Genomic DNA, 17,197 nt, shown 5'->3' with positions numbered 1-17,197 from the left:
TCAGAACTTTGCTCCGACCGAGGGTTTGATTTCGAGGGCGAGGCCCTCCTGGATGACGACCACGACATCCTTCGCGGCCCCCACCTCGACCACCGGGCCCGCCTGACGGGCGAGATCGAGATAGAAATCGGTGAGTTTGTCCGAGGCGCGCGAGAGCCCGGAGGCGACGCCTGATTTGGCCGCGTCTCCCGCATCGAGCGTGCGCACGCTGCCGAGAGCCGATGTCGAGACGTCGCCGAACGTGCCTTCGACCGACTGGGAGATGCCCGCGATCGTGCCGGCAATGAACGAGCGCGCGAGGGTCGCCCCGGCGCGGGTCACGACCTTGCCGGACAGGCCCTTCTTGCCATCCGCGTCGACGAAGAAGCCCTTGATCGGCTGGTCGACCACGGCATGTTCGTCGAAATCGACGCAGGAGATCGAAACGAGCTGGATCTCGACCCGCTCCTTCGCGAGGCTTCCGGTCGCGTTGCCGATTACGAAGCATCCGGACAGGTTTGCCTTCACGTCATTCGGCAGGACGGCGGGCGCCTGAACACGCGCGATGATCGGTTCGGGATTGCTCGTCGCATCGCGGCTCGCGAGTGCGTCCACTCCGGTCAGAAGCCGCGCCTTCATGAAACCAGGCGGCAAATAGATCGTGCGATTGGCTTTTTTTGACCGCGCCCCGCCGGCTGCGCCTCCCTCGCTCGCTGGCGCGGAGATCGCCGCGCCGATCGCGCCGACCTGCCGCTCGGTCGGCGGCGCGGGCGGGGCGGGAGGTGCGGAAGGCGCCGCAGGCGGTGGGGGCAGCGACCCAGCCTCGCCGCTCGCCTCGGGCGGCGCAGGCGGATAGGCCGGGACCTCGCCAGGCAGAGCCGGGGGCAGACCCGCGTCGGTGCCGTCGGGAGGGGCGTGCCCCGCGGTCCCACCGGGGGCGATCTTTCCTTCTTCGATGGCGGTCACGCGCTCGCCGAGCAGCGACTGGCCGTCGAGGATCTTCTGCAGGTCGCCCCGCATCTTCAGCTCGAGACTGTCGCCACGGAGCCCCGCGCCCATGTCGAGCTTCGAGGCTTCGGGCACCGGCGCTTGTTCCTTGGTGCCGCTCGAACTTGCGGAATAAAGACCATAGCCCAGCACCGCGATCGTCGCCGCCACGCTGATCTGTTTGGCACGGAGCCGTTGATCGGAGGTGAGGCGGGACCATTGCGATCGCAGATCGAGCAGTGCCGGACGATCGGCGCCGCTGTCGAGTGCTGCGCCCGCCGCGGCGTCATGGCGTTCGGGAAGCGGCGCTGGCTCGGGTGCACCGGTGTCGGGGCCGGCGCTCATTGTGCGATACTCCGGCGCACGACGATAAGGCGCGCGCTCTGGCTTGGAGCCAGCGTGAGCCGGTCGAGCGTCACCGCGAAGATGTCCGGCCCGAACGCGCCATCGAGGAAGGCGCGCTCCTCAAGCGACACCGCGTCCGTACTGCTCACCAGATACTCGCTGGCCGAGAGCCCGGCACCTTCGATCGCGAGCCGCCGTCGTTCGCCAATCTGAACGCCGGGAAGGTCGGGGAGCGTCAGCCGCTCGCGGCTTGGCGCCACCTCGGTGAACGATGCGGGAACGCGGTCCTGAACGAGCGCGAGGACGATCCCGACCGCGCGCTCCTCCTCGACTAGGGGTCCAAGCAGCGCGTCGTTCGCCCGCGCCCGCTGGGTGGCGCCGGGCACCAGGGTGACGGTTTGCGCCGGGATATCGGCGGGCTCCGCATAGAGCGGGTAGATCGCGCCGTTGCACGAGACGAAGAACTCGGACGGCGTCGTCACATAGGTGCGCGTCTTGGCCCCCATATCGTCGGTCTCGAGCACCAGGAACTTGACCCAGGCGTCCGAGCCGCCGCGCTCGACGGCGAGACCCTTCTCGGCCGAAAATTTGACGTCCTCGATGTCGCCGCCGACGCAGACGACGTGATTGACGTCGCGGTTCGAGAGCCGGACGCGGCTGGTCTGATCGGGCAGCGCTGCGATAGATTGGGCGACTGCCGGCGCAGCAGCCGTCAGCGCGGCGAGGCCGCAGGCAAGCGCCGATAGGCGCACACGGCTCCTTCTACCGAATCTCGGCATTGAAATTCTCCAATGAAAGGAATCAAGAGGCAATTTGCGCAGCGTTCGGGCTTTCATCCTCGAATTCCGTTCCCATTGGTCCGCTCGCGCCTGCCGCGGACGAGTTTCTCCATCGCGAGCAGGCGCATGCTCGCGTTCGGCTCTTCAACCATTCTCCAATCCGTGCCCCGCATCCCCGGAGGGTTCCGGTCACAAAGTGGTGTTCGGCTCTCGGCTTCCCATTCTCCTCGGGAGCGCAGCCCCGCCCTGCAGGGCTCGCTAAATTTCAGTCAGGACAGCCGAGACTCGTTTGACCATTGCGGCATGGCGTCGCGGACAACGTAATTCCGTTTCTCGCGCATCACCTTGTACGCAATGGTCAATAGTTTCCGCGCGACGGCGACCTTGGCGCGGTTGGCGCCTTTGGTTGCTTTGAGGCGCTGATATTCAAATTTGAGGACCGGATCCGTGTTGGTTGCCGGGATCACGGCCTCGACGAAGGCCCAGCGGAGCCAGCGGTTGCCCGCCTTGATAATCCGCCCATTGTAGGTCTTACCGCCGCTGGAATAGGTCGATGGCACCAAGCCGGCATAGGCGGCGAGCTTCTTCGCAGTCGGGAAGCGTGAGATGTCATCGATCTCGGCCGCGACCAAGCGGGCGAAGAACTCGCCGAGACCCGGGATGGACTTCAGGCGCTTCACGTCGGCATTGGTCTTGCTCAAACTGCGGATCGTGACTTCCACCGCGCGGATATGGGCGTTGATGTCGTCCACGAATTCGATCGAGCGGTCGATCTGGATGCGATCGACCTCAGAGACGGTCAGGATCCTGAGATATTCCCGGCCTGCCTTGCCAAAGAGATCCGAGACAGCTTTCAGTTCCCGCGTCCGCTCTGGATAGCGGTCAAAGATGGTAACGACGCGGTTCTTCACCATGGTGCGCAGCCGCACGTAGAACATCCGCTCGCGCAGAGCCTGCCGCAGGTTGCGCGCCGCCTCGCCAGGAGCGTACGCTTGCGGAACGAGATCGGCCCGCAAGAGATGGGCGAGGATGGTGGCGTCGATCTTGTCGGTCTTGATCTTGGCTTCCGCGATCGCCTTCACCTTCAGCGGATGGGCAAGCTTCACTTCGTCGCACAGCTCGTCGAGCCAGTCGTACATGACCGTCCAGTTCCGCGTCGCCTCCATGACGGCGTGGCTGTTCTCGAGATAGGGCGAGAGGAAGGCAGCGAGCTGCTGAGCATCGTTCTTGACCCGCCCCGATCGCAGCGTCGCACCGGCGGAGTCCTGGATGACTAGGTGGGTGTAGGCTTTGTGGTAGTCGACACCGATGTGATAATCATACGGCATGGTGGCACCTCCATATCCTGCCGGAAGCGACCAGCGCTTCCGCGGTGGGATGAGGATGCACGGCGCCGATATCGCTGCAACGTCGGTCATGGCAGTAGTGACTCCGATCTATTGGAGCTGGTTTCTTTCATGCCATTCTCCTCCTGAAGGGCGGTCAGCCAGAAGCGGCCATTGTCGATCGCGTAGCGAATGCGCAGATTGCCGCGGAACTTGCGGATCACGCCGCCGATCACCCGGACTTTCTCCACGGGCACGACGATCTCATTGTCGGTGTACGTCACCGGCAGATCGGAGCGGATGTAGGTGGCGATCGAGAGCGTCGGATTGCTGTTGAGCTCGTCGAGCAGCCGGTTGAGGCTGTCGCGCAGGCCGTTGAAGGCGCTCGGATGGACGAGGCTCAGCAGCTCCTGGAATTGGCGGTCGGCGGAATAGGATGAATAGGTCCCCGCCATGCTGACGATGTTGCGCGTGATCGTACGCAGGTAGGTCGCCGAAGGCTTGTTGCCGGTGACGTACAGATCGCCGCTCGCACCGAACGGGACGATCACCGTCCGCGCATTCTGGTTCGAGGTGTAGACGACCGCGCCCAGCACCGCCGTGATGCCGAACAGGCCGGCAATCGCGAACTTGAGCAGCCGGTTCTCTTCGAACAGGTTCGCCGAGCCCTGCAGATACCGGTGCAGGTGCCAGCTCGGGCGCACGTCGCCGATCATGTCGGCTGCCTGTTTGCGTCTGAAGGGGTGGGGCATGTTCGCTACTCGAAGAAGCGGGTCTGGGTCGGACCCGGATAGTTGCGGAATTTGAGGAGCCCCCAGCGCCAGGCGAGGTGCGGGATGAACCCGCGCGGCTTGCTGCGCTTCCAGGGGATGAAGAGGAGAAGGACACCGAGGAGCGCCCAGCCGATCATTCCGCCGACGATGACGGCGACGAAGATGGTCGACATGACCACGATGAATTCCTGGCTATCGAACCAGAGGATCTGGACCGGCCGATGCAGGAACTGTGGAAGACGTTCGTCCAACGCCCTTCTCCCTTGCTTCATCACGCCGTCAGCGTGACTTCCGGGGGATGACCATCACCCCCCGTCCCGGAAGGCGTGCTGGACCGGTCGCGCCGGCCCGCACGCCGATGCGTCAGATCACCATGCCGAAGGTCTGGAGGATGCTGTCCGCCTTGATCAGGCAGACGGCAGCCACGATCGTCGGAATGCCGATCATGATGTTGCTGAACAGGCGACTGACGCCGAACAGGAAGGCGGCGACGCCCGCGACGAAACCGAGCGGGCCCTTGACGCCCTGGTTCACGACAATGTCGTAGATATCGTAACCGAGATCGCCCGCCGCGGGAGCGGTGAAGGCGTGGGCCATGGTCGTCCCCGCGAGTGCGGCGAGCAGGATCAGGACGGCCGCGTCGATCGTGCGGAACGTCCGGCCCCGAAGCATCTTGAGCATTGATGGTCTCCTTGGGTGCGGAGCCGTCCAAACACATGCCTGCCGGCACCGATGGGAATCGTTGTCGGCCGACGGCGACGCTGGACGGCTCCGGAGGAGCGCGACCGCCGGCATCCCGGCCCTCTCGTAGCCCGGCGCGCGCTCGGCTGAGCGCTGGCGCGGGGCGCGGATGAGGCCCGCCAGATTGAGTGGAGCACGCTCGCGCGCGGTCACGGCTCGTGGATCACGGGTGGCCATTGGCTTGCCCCTGCTTCTGCTCGAGGAACGCCTCGAGCTCGGCCTGCTGGAATCCGGAGATCAGCTTGCCATCGACGAACAGCGTCGGGGTCCCCGACACGCCCATCTTCCTGACGGTCATCGCGTCCTTGGCGACTTTCTCGCGCCCGGCTTCGCATTTGAGCAACGTGGTCGGTCGGGCGCCCGCATAGATCGCCTTGAAGGCCGCGACCTTGTCCGCCGAACACAGGATATGTTCGGCTTTGGCGGCGGCTTCCGGATGGATCCCGCTCACGAAATAGATCAGCCGCTGGACGACCTTGCCCTCCGCGGACTTTGCCGCCCAGAACCGGTCAAGGGCATGGCAATAGGGGCAGTCGGGATCGGTGAACTCGATGACCTGCGGCGCGCCCGCCGGGCCGATAACGAGCGCCCCGGCTGGATCAATGGCGCCGACCCGCTTTCTGGCACTTTCGTCCTGCGCCATCGCGGTAACGTTGAGGCCGTTCTTGTCGTAGACGGCCGCGAACACGAGATGCCCGCTTTCCGGAGCGAAATAGATGATGCGGCCGCCGGCTGTTGCCTGGTAGAGAGGACCCTTCACGGGCGCCGGTCCGAAATCCTCGAAACTGAGGTTGGTGAAGGTCTGGCGCAGCTGCTGTTGAGCCTCCGCAGCCGCGAGGGTTAGCGGTTCCGACTGGGGACCCTCCGGCGCTTCCTGCGAGAGGGCTGGGGTGCCGGTGAACAGCAGCGCGGCGGAGAGCAGTTCAGCGGCGCGGCGCATGGGACGCCTCCGCTTTAGCCTGGTCGACAAGACCGAAGATCTTGGCGTCGAGGCGTAGTGCCTTCCCGATCGCGATCCCGGTCGCCGACGCCTCTTTCGTCACCTGAGCCGCGACAGGCTGGCTGCGGATCGAATAGCCCTGATCGTCCTGGATGATCGTCAGGCGATCCCTGGCGGTGCAGGGATAGCCCTCGGCGTCGGGCCGATATTGCTGTGCATGGGCGCCGGTCGTAGCCAGGGTGATCGCCAGGATCACACCGAGCCCGGACAAGGGGCGTGCGTTCGTCATGAGACGTGTCTCCTCGTGGCGCGAAACCGCGCTTCAGTTCAGGTTTTCAGGTGCCGATCGTCTGGCTGCGGGCCGTACCGGGCTTCGCTGGTGACCACCGATCTGGTGCGAAGCGAGCAATGAAGCTGTCGTGAAATGCTCGCAATAGGCAGGGCACTGAAGTGCCGAAGCGGCGAAAGAAAGCTTGTAAGTCCATGATTTGGAGGATCGAAACCATCAAATGATCGGAAGGACGTAAAACGATCCCGAGCGGCACTTCATTGCCGCTTCGATAAGCGCCGGAGTAGGGAGCCGCCCGTTTCCGCTCTCTAATCGGCGAAAATTGCTATCGGGAAGGAGGTAGCTGGCGAATGGGCAGGGCAACGAGAACCTTCAAACTCCGGTTGTCGCCGGCAGGGATGGACGTGCTTATCGACTCGCACTGCCATCTGATCCGGACCACGCGGTCCCTGATCGCCTGGGGGACCACGCTCCATGTCGCGGTGAACCATCTCGACACAATTCCGGTGAAGGCGATCGTCGAGGCATTGGTCGCGCTGCGGGCTTCACCGCTTAGCGGCACCGAGGAACATCATGTCGGGGCACCGCACCGCCTTTGGGATGTTGCATCGCGGATCGCGGCTAGAACGCAATCAGCGATGCCGGATGGAGAGCCACCGTCTCTGGGCATCATTTACATCCTGGCGCTCCAGCAAATGGCCCAGGCGGACCACGCTGCGCTGCTGGCCGCGTTCGAGCGCGCTAAACTGCCCGCCAGCCATTCAGCGCACGGTGGCAAGGCGGGCTGACGGACTGGACGGTGCGAAGCTCGATCGCGCCGAGGTGCGTCGATCGACCCCTTCGCGGTTGCCGGTGGTTGGCCAAATGTTGGTCGCGCAGGTCGTGTCTATCTGACAAAAAGGGTCATGATGAACAATCCCTTCGGACTTCCCGAGAGCGCCGCCGACCGCTTTATGCGTGAAGAACGTCGACGCGCGGAGCTCTATCGTCACGCGCTTGGCGGCAGCACGATCATCGACGCGGTCACTCAGGCGACAAAGGCCAGGGAATTGATGCGCGGCGTTGATTTCGCCGCTCCCTATCGCGGGATTCTCGACACACTCGAGCGCGAGCGATCGAGCGAGAAGGCCTTCGAGAGTCTCGCGACGAACGCCTGGGCGCTGTCAGTGAGTGAGACTGCGCGCAAGATTGCCGACCAGAATCGAGGCTTGGTCGAGCAACAACGTCATTTAGGGACATCGCTGCTCGACACGGTGCGGGCGTTTGACGCGAACAAGTCGCTGGTGGCGTCGGCGATTGCGGCGGCGAGCGCCGGCGACAGTTACAGGCGCATGATTGCCGAGGCGCTGCCGCGGTTCGCAACGTTCAGCGCGATCGCCGAGCGAATGCTGGTGATCGACACGATGACATTGCGCGCGAGCGACGATGTCCGCGAAACGATGACTGCCTTCGCCGCGCGCACGGTTATCGAGATGCAGCGCGTTGCGGAAGCTATCGCCACGGCCGAGACGGACGAGGAGAGCACTCGCCTTCAAGGCTCGCTATTCGACCTCGTAACAAGCTTTTTCCAGGGACTTGGTCCTAATACCGTTCCCGAGCTTCAGCGCATGGGGCTGGTCGGGTTCGTCAGCTTCATCCTGACACTTCTTGGCGCCTACGCGCTGATCCCGCAGGAGAAAACGATGGGGCCGCAGGAGAAAGCGGCTTTCAGTGAGTTGAACGAAAAATTCGACAGGTCGCAGGCTGAACAGCGCCAATATCATGAGGCGGCGGCGCAATCGGAGGAAGCGTTCCTGGCTGGGCTGCCAAGGGCATATTTGACGCGGGATGCGACATTTCGAAGCGAGCCCGCCGGTGACGCCGCGATCGTGCTGAAGGCCCCAAAGGGGACGGAGCTTGCGATCGAGCAGATGCGCGGCCGATGGCAAAAGATCGTATTCCGTGACCCACTCTCGATGCAGCTCGCGCGGGCGTGGGTCTATTATACTGCGCTGGCGCCGCTTGCTGCGCCCGCCCCGATCGAGAGCGAATGATAAGGAGGCACGGCGCCGGTGCACCTCCCTAAAATGGGGTCAGAAGAGGTCGATGCTGCTGGCGATAATCTCGCAGAGTGGGGCGTAACGCATCACGATCGTCCCGGCTCGGAAAGTACGCCGGTTCGAGATGGTGACGACGCTGGCTCTATCGCGCGAGCCGGCGGGCTTCCAGAGGCATCGCCCAATATGCGGCGGAGGGAGGAGACGGCGATGCTCGGAATTGCCGCCCAGTTTCAGTTACCTACAAGCAAAAGCTTGGCCAAATTGGCACGCAGTTCCGTTTGACACTGGTGGTATGCACACCTAGCTTTGGTTCGTCGGAATGGCCTTGGCGGGCGGTATCTCCCGTATAAGGAGACGCGGAAATGTCGCTAGAATGCGCGGCTTCCGTTGCTGAAGGACCGCTTTCGTACGTCAAGGAACAGTCCGGACGGCAGATCGAGGAAGCACGAAAGAGGGTTGGCATAACACAACGCGAACTGGCGCGCGATCTCGGCATGGGAGTGCGCTGGCTGCGGGAGATCGAGTCCGGGAATCCCAAGTCCAAGCTCGACGACCATTTGCGCTGCACATACCAACTCGGTCTTTCGTCAGGCCACATTCTCATACCCCTGTTGTTCGCAGGCCAGCGTATGTGCTTTCCAAAGCAACTCGGTGGCGGCGACCTCTGTGATCTCGAGCGCCTCTGCATCGAGGTCATCGCAGAGCGGAATCTGAGTCAGCTGACCAATGCGCTCACACCCAGGTGGCGCTCGCCGTCGATGGCGGCCGGAGCCAGCTGATGGCGGCGCTCGACCCGATTACTCAGGAGCGCGTCTATCGGGCCTTGAAGGCGGAATATCTGGCCGGCCGCTATCATGCGGGCGAGAGGCTCGACATCTCGGATATCGCGGACCGTCACGGATCGAGCAAAACGCCCGTCCGGGAGGCGGCATGTCGTCTCATGGGAGAGCGCCTGGTAGAGCCCGACAGCGCTGGCGGCTTCCGGGTGGCCCTCGCGACGCCGCAGGAATTGATACACCTCTACGCCTGGAATGCGCATCTGCTATTATGCCTGACCCAGCGAATAAAGAGGTCTGTCCTCAGTCAGACCTTGGCCCAGTTTTCACCAGACGAAATCGGGGATACGCCGGTTGATATCGCCAAGCTGACCGGATCGATATTCCTGGCACTTGCGGCGGCAACCGGGAATCCGGAGGCAGCTGCGACGATAGGGCAGATCAACGAGAGGCTATTCTATCCGCGAGTCGATGGCGCCGCAAACGTCGCCGATGCCGCCAAAGAGCTCCGCACGATGATGAATTCGGAAGTTGTTGATGTCCATAAGAGCATCCATCGACGCATAGAGAGCTATCACGAGCGGAGAATCGTCCATCAACAAGACGTTATCCATGATCAGGCCGATCACTCTTCAAGCGGTTAAGTCGCAGATTTAAGCGCTTTCCGGCGGGGCCGGGGCAACGGTCGGTCCTGGCAAAGCCAAACTGCTCGGATATCACGCCAGATTGTCCAGATATCTATGGGTCCGGAGTAATCCCGGCCGCGCTAACTTTGGATTGCCGTGAATAGTCGCGGCGGATCAAGAGGAGCGTGTCATGCATCGCAATGACGAACAGCAGAACGACGTGATCGAACTCGGCGCCGTGAGCGGCGAGACGAAGGGGGCCGTCCAGCCCGAAATCGACTCGCAGGGCGGATTCCTCGGCACCGGCCTCGCTGCCGACTGACTGCCTTACTTGGCGGGGCGCGGGGTGCCCGCGCGCCGCTTCTTCCAGGGTGGATGACCAATGGATTATACGCTGAGGGCAGGGGTGTACTTCTGTATTGCGGGAGACCGGCCCATCTTCCTCGACCGGAACAGGGACCGCTACTTCGCTCTCGCTGGCGAAAAGGAGGCATCATTCCTTGGTCTTCTCTGCGGGTCCGTGCCTAATCACGCATCCAGCAGCACAACCGAACTGATCGACGCCGGGATAATCCAACACGATCGATTGGGAGCACCTATTGCTGCATGCAGCTACGATGCCCCCCCCAGCGCGAGTCTGTGGGACCGCGACGAACCGACGAGCGTATGGGGCAGAGCCAACGCCGCGGCGTCGCTGTTCCGCGCCACACGCGGCCTTCGAGTGTCAAACCTTTCGACCATTCTGACCACTATTGAAGATAGGAAGCGTGCGCTTGCGTCCTCATGCAGGCCCGATGGATCTGAGGTGCGCGCCGCAACCGCAATGGCGTTCCGGGCGCTCGGCAAGGTCGTCGCCTCGCACAATCGCTGCCTGCCCTATTCCTTGGCAATCATGGACCGCCTGCTCAGCCGAGGAGTTTCCGCTGACCTCGTTTTCGGCGTCGCTGTCCGACCATTTGTCGCCCACTGCTGGGTGCAACAACGCGGCGCAATTTTGAGCGATCGTCTGGAACATGTCAGACTCTTCACACCTATCATGGTCATCTGATGCGGAAACGCTATCTGGCCCTGATAGCCTCGTCCGGAGCACCGGCGCTGGATCGATCGCTGTGCGCCGCTGTCGCCGCCAAATGCCCAGAACTGGCTGAAATTGGTTTCGTCGGCGATGCGTGCTTCTTCTTGGCGAATTGCCAGACCATTACGTTCGAGCGCGGCAAAGGCTTTGTCGTTGGAACTCTTTTCCGACGCGACGGCAGGCGGGGCGCGGTCCAGCAAGTTGGACCACCGGACCACGATCCATCCCATGACCCCGTCGAAAATTTGCTGTCGCGCTATTGGGGCGGTTACGTTGCCTTCCTGTCCGATCCCGCCGGCAAGACACTAACGATCCTCCGCGACCCATCTGGATTCCTGCCTTGCTACTATGTGTTGGGAAAAGGCGTCGTCGTCGTCGCATCGGATATCGAGCTTCTCATCAGGTCTGGGTTTCTTTCCCCCCAGGTCGATTGGGTGGCCATCAGCGCCCACCTGTTAGCTGATCATCATCGCTCTGCCCGGACATCGCTGATCGGCGTGACCGAGCTGCTCGGGGGAGAGGCCCTTGTTGCAGGGCCGCAGGGAATCGAGCTGAAGCAGGCGTGGAACCCTTGGGATTTTACCCCGCGAAGCTCCGAAATCTGTGACGCGCGTGTTGCTCGGCAGGAGCTGCGCCGCACTGTCGAGATGTGCGTCGCCGAGTGGGCTAGGGAGTTTCGACACATTGCGATCGGCGTGTCGGGAGGGCTGGACTCATCGATTGTCGCTGCGTGCGTGCACAGCGCCGGCGTACCTTTGAGTTGCCTGACACTGGCCACCAAGGATCCAAGCGGCGATGAACGAACATATGCTCGACTAGTGGCGGGCGCATTCGAAGCAACACTCACGGAGTCTATCGAGGACATTGGGGAAGTCGACCTCAGTGTGTCGGCAGCGGCTCACCTCCCGCGTCCCGTGGCGCGCGCGTTCGCTCAGGCGGGGAACCGCAAATTCATCGACCTGGCTCGCCGGACCGGGGCCGATGCGTTCTTTTCCGGAGCCGGCGGCGACAACGTCTTTTGCGCTCTCCAATCGGTGGCGCCGCTCGCGGATCGTCTTCTGAGGGGAAGCTCAATCAAAGGTCTGTGGCAGAGCGCTCGCGACATTAGCCGTCTCTCCGATCATGGCGTGCCATTGCTTCTTGCACTGGGGTTCCGTCGGGCGTGGTTTCGGGATGCGCAATTCCGGTGGCCGCGTGATCAGACCTTCCTGACGGGCAATTGCATTGACGCGGGCGAAAGCGTCGGCTCGCATCCCCACCTGTTTTGCCCACCAGGCACCCTCCCAGGCAAAGCCGCTCATATCGCCCAGATAATCGGTATCCAGAATCATCTCGAGGGTTTCGAGCGCGAGCTGAGTTATCCGAACCTAGCGCCGCTGATGTCGCAGCCAATCATCGAGCTTTGTCTGCGTATCCCGACCTGGCTTTGGTGCTCTGGCGGAATCAACCGTGCGCCAGCTCGCGGTGCCTTCGCCGATCGGTTGCCCCCGGAGCTGATAACACGACAATTGAAGGGGAGCCCTGGCAGTTTCCTCTACGAGCTCTTTGCAGCGAACCGCCGCTTTATTAGAGAGTTGTTGGCCGATGGGCTGCTTGCGCGACAAGACATTATCGATCGCGATGCGGTTGTTCGCGCGATTGACGATCCCCGAGCGGAAATGACCGGGAAGATTAGGCGCATCATGAGTCTGGTTGATGTGGAGGTCTGGGCTGGATCCTGGTCGAGACCCCCTTCTCAGGCGACTGGGTCGACAGGTGGCCTGTAACATTCCGAGCCTCCCGCAACTCCCTCCATCCGCGATACTGATCGACCGTGTCCGGGGAAGCGTATTCCCGCTGAGTGAGCCAGAAGGCGAACCAATCGAGTGCGCGCCGATACCGCCAGTAGCGATGCATGGGTTCACGCCCGGCGGAGTGACCTTCGCCCGGGAAGATGTACATGTCAGCAATTCCGCCCGCATCGCGCAGCGAGGTGTAGAGCTGTAACCCGAAAAGATACTCGTTTTCCGGTGGCAGGAAGAGCACCGGCGCGGTGATCTTGCCTGCGTTTAGGGACGGGGAGATATGGTTCCAGACCTTCGACGTGTCCTTTGTTGGCTCCGGCAGCGCCATCGAACGCAGTACAGATTTCCGCCAGCTGTCGGGCACGGGCGCGGTAAGATAATAGGTGTTAGGGTCGATCGTAACGCCGGTGCCCAGTGTCGCCGCCGCAAAGAGATTGGTGTTGCTCAGAGCATAGGCGACAACATTGCTGCTGTAGCTATGTCCTGAGATTCCGACCTTAGCTGGGTCTATGACGCCGGACCTCGACAGAAGATTGATGGCAGAGCGATAGGACTCGATGGAAGCCTTGTGGACCCCAAGGAGGATTTCGTGCCCGTCCGGACCACGCTCGGCAATATTCTCGCTTCGCGTGTTAACGCAGAGCGTAGCTATCCCTCGCTGCACAAGGATATGCTCGGGAACCACGCTTCCCGTTCCCCCCTGCAGGAAGCCGCGGCAACGATAGGTTGTTATGACCAGAGGATGCCGTGTCGAGGCACCTTTCGGGCGCATGAGCACTCCATTGGCAGGCCTTCCACTTTCATCTGTCCAGGAGAGCAACTCCGCGGCGGCAAAAGCCTTGCGTGCCAGCGATCGATTTGGATCGGAAAGCGTCACGCGCTCGCCGGTTTCCATGTCGATGCGCACCAGTTCGGGCGGCTGGGTTGGACCCGCCTCGACACAAGCCAGGTATCTGCCGCTTCGACGGCACGGAGATCCAGCGTACGAAGATCCACCGTCCAGCGCCGTTCGGTGATCGTAGATCGTCCGACTGCGGCCGGTGAGAGGGTTCCAGCCGTAGAGAACGGAACGACCGGCCTCGTCAGCCTCATAAAGCACAACTATCTCGCCGTTCGATTCGTTTGGGACGACCTGTCGGAGGGCGTAAGAAAATCCGACGCAGAACACTTCGCGGCAGGGGCTTTTGACTCCGGCCTCGGAGGTAGCCGTGAGCTCGTATTTGGGAACGGGCAGGAGCTTGGACATCGCCCCGACTGTTTCGAGTGAAACGGCAGTCCGTTGAGAAGCCAACTTGAAACCGAGGCCCGTCTCCGCACTCAGGCTCGTGTAAACTGACCTTTGGTCGACGGACGCTTTGGCGGGTCGGTCTTGGACAGGATCACGGCCCGGGATCGCAACCGATTTGGTCGCAAGTGCGCCGGAGTGGCCGGGCAGCACTTCTGACGGACCGCTTCTCCGCAAAGAGGCCATGGAGCCGCCTATGCGGAAGTTGTTGATCAGCGGAAGGCCGTCGGTGACCAGTGTCCGGTCGAGATGAATGCCCATTCTTTGTTCAAGAATGGCGGCGTTCGCAATGGCCTCTCGCGTGTTGCGTGTCTTGTAGGAGATGGTCTTTCCATCGTCCGAGATGGAGAAGCTGACTACGTCGGCCGGATCTTCGGTGACGGTTCGATCGGCGCCTTGGGGCCCGAGCCGGTGGACTTGTATGCCATGGCGTCCCGCCTGCCTCACATACAGCGTCGTAGACCCAGGATCCCACTGCGCGTCACCATTCTCGATGAAATCGAACAGGGGTACCCACATAGGTTCGGTGGGAGAACCGAGCGCCACCGGAGCAGCCGGCTCTCCCATGGGGACCCAGTACCATTGCGCTGTCGTGCTATTCCGGGCGACGGAACGCTCGATCACACGAAAGGCTAGCCGCTGTCCGTCCGGCGAGAGGACAAGACTGTCGATCGAACGTGCCTCAACGATATCTGTCAGCGTCGGCGCGTTACCACTCTGGGCGGCAACTTCCGGCGCTCCGACCGCGCCACAGGCGATGAGACCGGCCACTGCCACCGCCCGCAGGCGACCTACCGAGGATAAAGTCCGTCTGCGCATGGCGCAACTCTTCGTTGGCATCGCGCTTACCAGGACTTGGATAGACTGAAAGCGACGACCCGGCCCAAAGGGGAGTAATTCGTGGAGTCGTACGGGCTCTCCGCGACAAGCGATTGCTGCACAATCGTGTCCGGCTTGACGTTAAACAGGTTCTGAATGGTGACGGAGACGGTGAGGCCTCTCAGAAGACGCGGGCCGCGGGTGAAGGAATGGCGACCCGAGATATCGACCGTCGTCATGCCCTCGACCCGATTGGTAGGAACGACCCTCGTATCTTCGACGCCCGAAATGTAATTTGCGTATGCCGCAAGGGTAGATGGCCCGGCCCGCCAGACCGCGCCGGCTCTGGCTCGAAGATGCGGTGGGTTGAAGACCACCCCGGCCAGAGGCAGCTCGGGCTGTAGGGCGCTTAGCCTTCTTTTGCTGTCTAAGTAGCTCCCTGCCAGCGAAAGCGTCACCGTACTGTCGTCAGCTAAAGAGAAGCGGTACGTCCCGCTAACATCGACGCCGCTAAGGGTCTGACTCGCAACGTTCAAATTTTGGTTGTGAATGATCGCAACGACCTTCGAGGGATCGAACGGCGTCGGCGTCGTATTTACGGGTGTGCCGCCCGCCAGCACGTCCGCGATATCCGACGCGCTGGGACTGAAGGTAATCAGATCTGCATAGGCGGGATTTGACAACGCTCTCGCGGCCTGTCCGACTGGCGCGACGATCCGGCTGGAGTAATCGATATCAAAGTAGGTGGCCTCTAGGTGAAGCCCGGGAAGCCAAGACGGATCGAGCGCGACGGACGTCGACCAGGTCGACGCTTTCTCAGGTTTCAGGTCGGGGCTCCCACCTTGGAGAAGCAGGACCGTTGATCCAGACGGATAGTTGGATCCTCCTCGGCTCGCTGCCGTGAACAAGGCGACGACCTTGGACTGATACTGCTGGAACAGTGTTGGCGTTCGGAATGACCGTCCCCATGTACCGCGCACCTCAAAACCCGACGTTGGCGAGTAGACCAATCCAAGCTTTGGCGTTGCAACACCGTCGCCTTGCGACGGTTTCTCGAAGCGAACGGCGGCCGTGACAGTAAGGCGCCGCACCAGCGGTATGCCGACGTCCGGAGCGATCAGCGGAAGACTGAGCTCCCCAAAGCCATACGAAATTTCCTGCGAGGCGTGGATCTTTTGCCGTGTTTCTTGGAAATGGTTGGCTCGATAGCCTGCTCCGATCGCAACTTTCGCGTCGCCCCCGGGTAATGTGAAGAGCGGGCCATCAGCGTTGATCTCAACCGTGCCCGCGGTGTTGCAATAGCAGATGTAAGTGCCAGCTCTAAGGCTACCGTTCAGAAACTGTTCTTGGTTGAAACGGCTATGGTCCTGCGCGTAGCTGCCCGACAGGGTCGCTTGCCAACGGTTTGGCATTTTAAGCTCGAGGCTCGGAGCAATCGCGAAGGCTTCGGTGTCTGTCGCAATGTGGATGCCGTTTAGCAGATAGTCTGCTCGGCTATCTACCGGCGAATATCGATCGCTCCAGCGCTTGTTATAAAGGCCATCAACGCGAAAATTCAGATTGCTCGTGATACTGAGGTGGCCGCTTACCGCAGCATTATGATGCTTGAGAGAGGGATAGAGCGTCAGTCCCGGAGAGGGCGCTTTGGCGTAACTCCGGTCGCGGCCATAAATCGCCGTGCTGCGTTCGAACTCATACGCGACCATGAAACCCCCGGAGGCCCAGGTGGCTCCCGCGAGAACGCCATATTGCTGGGTCTCGGCACCGCCGTCTGTCGACCCACTCAGCTTCACGTCGGTGAGAAGGCCATCATAGTCCGGTCTCAGAATGACATTGGCAACGCCCGCTACAGCATCAGAGCCATAAAGCGCGGAGGATCCATCGGGGACAATCTCGATCCGTTCGATCGCACTGAAAGGGATCGAAGAGACGTCGATCGCTTGGTATTGTGCGTTATAGGCTATCCGGTGTCCGTTGAGGAGCGTGAGAGTCGCGTCCGGTCCAGCGCCACGTAAATTGAAACTGGTCGCAGAACTTGTGTTGTTGCTACCTCCGACACCCTGACCGACACCCGGATTCTGACCGCCAGTGAAATTCTGTGGAATCGCGGCCAGAACATCCGTGATATTTCGCTGGCCTGCAGACTCGATTTCGTCTCGCGAGATCGAGATGACCGGCGAGGCCGACTGCGCGCCGCGGATGCGCGACCCTGTAACAAGGATCTCGCTCTGTGCTGCCGGGTCGTTCGCTACCTCGCCCGGCGCCTCCGATCGCCCCCGGATGAGGACAACATCCTTCCGGAATTCCGCCGTCAGGCCGCTGCCCTCGAGCAATGCACGCACTGCGTCGTCCGGCGTGTAAGTTCCGCGGAGGCGAGGGGCATTTTTGCCCTCGACCGCCTCCGCGGTGAAGATGACCTCACGACCCGAGAGGCGACTTACAGTCCGTAGCGCGTCACCAAGGTTCTGGGCCTCGACGTTATATTCACGTCGTTGACCTTCCTGTGCTCTGACCGGCGTGGCGATCGCCAATGCAGTGATCGCCGCAGCAGCAAGCAGTCGAATTCGAACCCCGTCCCGCACAAATCCCATGATTTTCCCCCTTCTCGATCTCGCCATTTTGGCGAGGGTTTGAG

17 protein-coding genes are annotated in these 17,197 nt (G+C 61.9%); 7 read left to right on the top strand and 10 right to left on the bottom strand.

The features are described 5' to 3' along the window. From ABDZ92_RS13790 to ABDZ92_RS13755, 8 genes are all read right to left on the bottom strand, one after another. On the bottom strand, window positions 1–1,311 hold the full coding sequence (locus ABDZ92_RS13790; RefSeq protein WP_343763432.1) for a TraB/VirB10 family protein: 1,311 nt from the start codon (window positions 1,309–1,311) through the stop codon (window positions 1–3). Continuing rightward, window positions 1,308–2,090: a type-F conjugative transfer system secretin TraK gene (locus tag ABDZ92_RS13785; protein ID WP_425542292.1), complete on the bottom strand. Its 783-nt coding sequence runs from the start codon at window positions 2,088–2,090 to the stop codon at window positions 1,308–1,310. Before ABDZ92_RS13785 ends, ABDZ92_RS13790 begins: the two co-directional genes overlap by 4 nt. 269 nt (window positions 2,091–2,359) lie before the next feature. After that, entirely contained in the window at window positions 2,360–3,508 is a 1,149-nt protein-coding gene (locus tag ABDZ92_RS13780) for an IS110 family RNA-guided transposase (RefSeq protein ID WP_343763425.1), read from the bottom strand. After that, the gene (locus tag ABDZ92_RS13775; protein ID WP_343763422.1) at window positions 3,505–4,131 is read right to left on the bottom strand and encodes a TraE/TraK family type IV conjugative transfer system protein; all 627 of its coding nucleotides are present in this window, start codon (window positions 4,129–4,131) and stop codon (window positions 3,505–3,507) included. Before ABDZ92_RS13775 ends, ABDZ92_RS13780 begins: the two co-directional genes overlap by 4 nt. Window positions 4,132–4,172: 41 nt before the next feature. Continuing rightward, the gene (locus ABDZ92_RS13770) at window positions 4,173–4,439 is read right to left on the bottom strand and encodes a type IV conjugative transfer system protein TraL (protein ID WP_119749732.1); all 267 of its coding nucleotides are present in this window, start codon (window positions 4,437–4,439) and stop codon (window positions 4,173–4,175) included. A 112-nt stretch (window positions 4,440–4,551) separates the two neighbouring features. Then, window positions 4,552–4,869: a hypothetical protein gene (locus ABDZ92_RS13765; protein WP_168847388.1), complete on the bottom strand. Its 318-nt coding sequence runs from the start codon at window positions 4,867–4,869 to the stop codon at window positions 4,552–4,554. A 223-nt stretch (window positions 4,870–5,092) separates the two neighbouring features. Continuing rightward, entirely contained in the window at window positions 5,093–5,869 is a 777-nt protein-coding gene (locus tag ABDZ92_RS13760; RefSeq protein WP_343763413.1) for a DsbC family protein, read from the bottom strand. Then, window positions 5,853–6,158: a hypothetical protein gene (locus ABDZ92_RS13755; protein WP_168847390.1), complete on the bottom strand. Its 306-nt coding sequence runs from the start codon at window positions 6,156–6,158 to the stop codon at window positions 5,853–5,855. The genes ABDZ92_RS13760 and ABDZ92_RS13755 overlap by 17 nt, the downstream gene beginning before the upstream one ends. 398 nt (window positions 6,159–6,556) lie before the next feature. Between ABDZ92_RS13755 and ABDZ92_RS13750 the strand changes: the two genes are divergently transcribed. The 7 genes from ABDZ92_RS13750 to ABDZ92_RS13720 all read left to right on the top strand — a co-directional run bounded on the left by ABDZ92_RS13750 (window position 6,557) and on the right by ABDZ92_RS13720 (window position 12,440). Further along, complete coding sequence (locus ABDZ92_RS13750; protein WP_168847391.1) at window positions 6,557–6,946, top strand: hypothetical protein; 390 nt, start codon at window positions 6,557–6,559, stop codon at window positions 6,944–6,946. Window positions 6,947–7,063: 117 nt separating this feature from the next. Continuing rightward, a complete protein-coding gene (locus tag ABDZ92_RS13745) occupies window positions 7,064–8,191 on the top strand; it encodes a hypothetical protein (RefSeq protein WP_168847392.1) in 1,128 nt (375 codons plus the stop codon). Between the two features lie 368 nt (window positions 8,192–8,559). Continuing rightward, window positions 8,560–8,976, top strand: a complete 417-nt coding sequence (locus tag ABDZ92_RS13740) for a helix-turn-helix domain-containing protein (RefSeq protein ID WP_168847393.1) — start codon at window positions 8,560–8,562, stop codon at window positions 8,974–8,976. Then, window positions 8,976–9,617 (top strand): GntR family transcriptional regulator, encoded by a 642-nt coding sequence (locus ABDZ92_RS13735; protein ID WP_343763404.1) that lies wholly within the window; start codon window positions 8,976–8,978, stop codon window positions 9,615–9,617. Before ABDZ92_RS13740 ends, ABDZ92_RS13735 begins: the two co-directional genes overlap by 1 nt. Before the next feature lie 172 nt (window positions 9,618–9,789). Beyond that, window positions 9,790–9,921 (top strand): hypothetical protein, encoded by a 132-nt coding sequence (locus tag ABDZ92_RS13730; protein ID WP_282098063.1) that lies wholly within the window; start codon window positions 9,790–9,792, stop codon window positions 9,919–9,921. 60 nt (window positions 9,922–9,981) lie between these two features. Continuing rightward, complete coding sequence (locus ABDZ92_RS13725) at window positions 9,982–10,647, top strand: lasso peptide biosynthesis B2 protein (RefSeq protein WP_343763397.1); 666 nt, start codon at window positions 9,982–9,984, stop codon at window positions 10,645–10,647. Then, complete coding sequence (locus tag ABDZ92_RS13720) at window positions 10,647–12,440, top strand: asparagine synthase-related protein (RefSeq protein ID WP_343763394.1); 1,794 nt, start codon at window positions 10,647–10,649, stop codon at window positions 12,438–12,440. The genes ABDZ92_RS13725 and ABDZ92_RS13720 overlap by 1 nt, the downstream gene beginning before the upstream one ends. Here the strand turns inward: ABDZ92_RS13720 and ABDZ92_RS13715 are convergent. Further along, window positions 12,355–14,514, bottom strand: a complete 2,160-nt coding sequence (locus ABDZ92_RS13715; protein WP_293983967.1) for an Atxe2 family lasso peptide isopeptidase — start codon at window positions 14,512–14,514, stop codon at window positions 12,355–12,357. The genes ABDZ92_RS13720 and ABDZ92_RS13715 overlap by 86 nt on opposite strands. A 74-nt stretch (window positions 14,515–14,588) precedes the next feature. Further along, window positions 14,589–17,153, bottom strand: a complete 2,565-nt coding sequence (locus ABDZ92_RS13710; protein WP_168845456.1) for a TonB-dependent receptor — start codon at window positions 17,151–17,153, stop codon at window positions 14,589–14,591. Window positions 17,154–17,197: the final 44 nt, after the last annotated feature.

Source organism: Sphingomonas molluscorum (assembly GCF_039522995.1).
In the GTDB taxonomy this organism is placed as follows: domain Bacteria; phylum Pseudomonadota; class Alphaproteobacteria; order Sphingomonadales; family Sphingomonadaceae; genus Sphingomonas; species Sphingomonas molluscorum.
The sequence above is the reverse complement of the archived record's forward strand: the minus strand, read 5'-3'. Positions and strand labels throughout refer to the sequence as shown.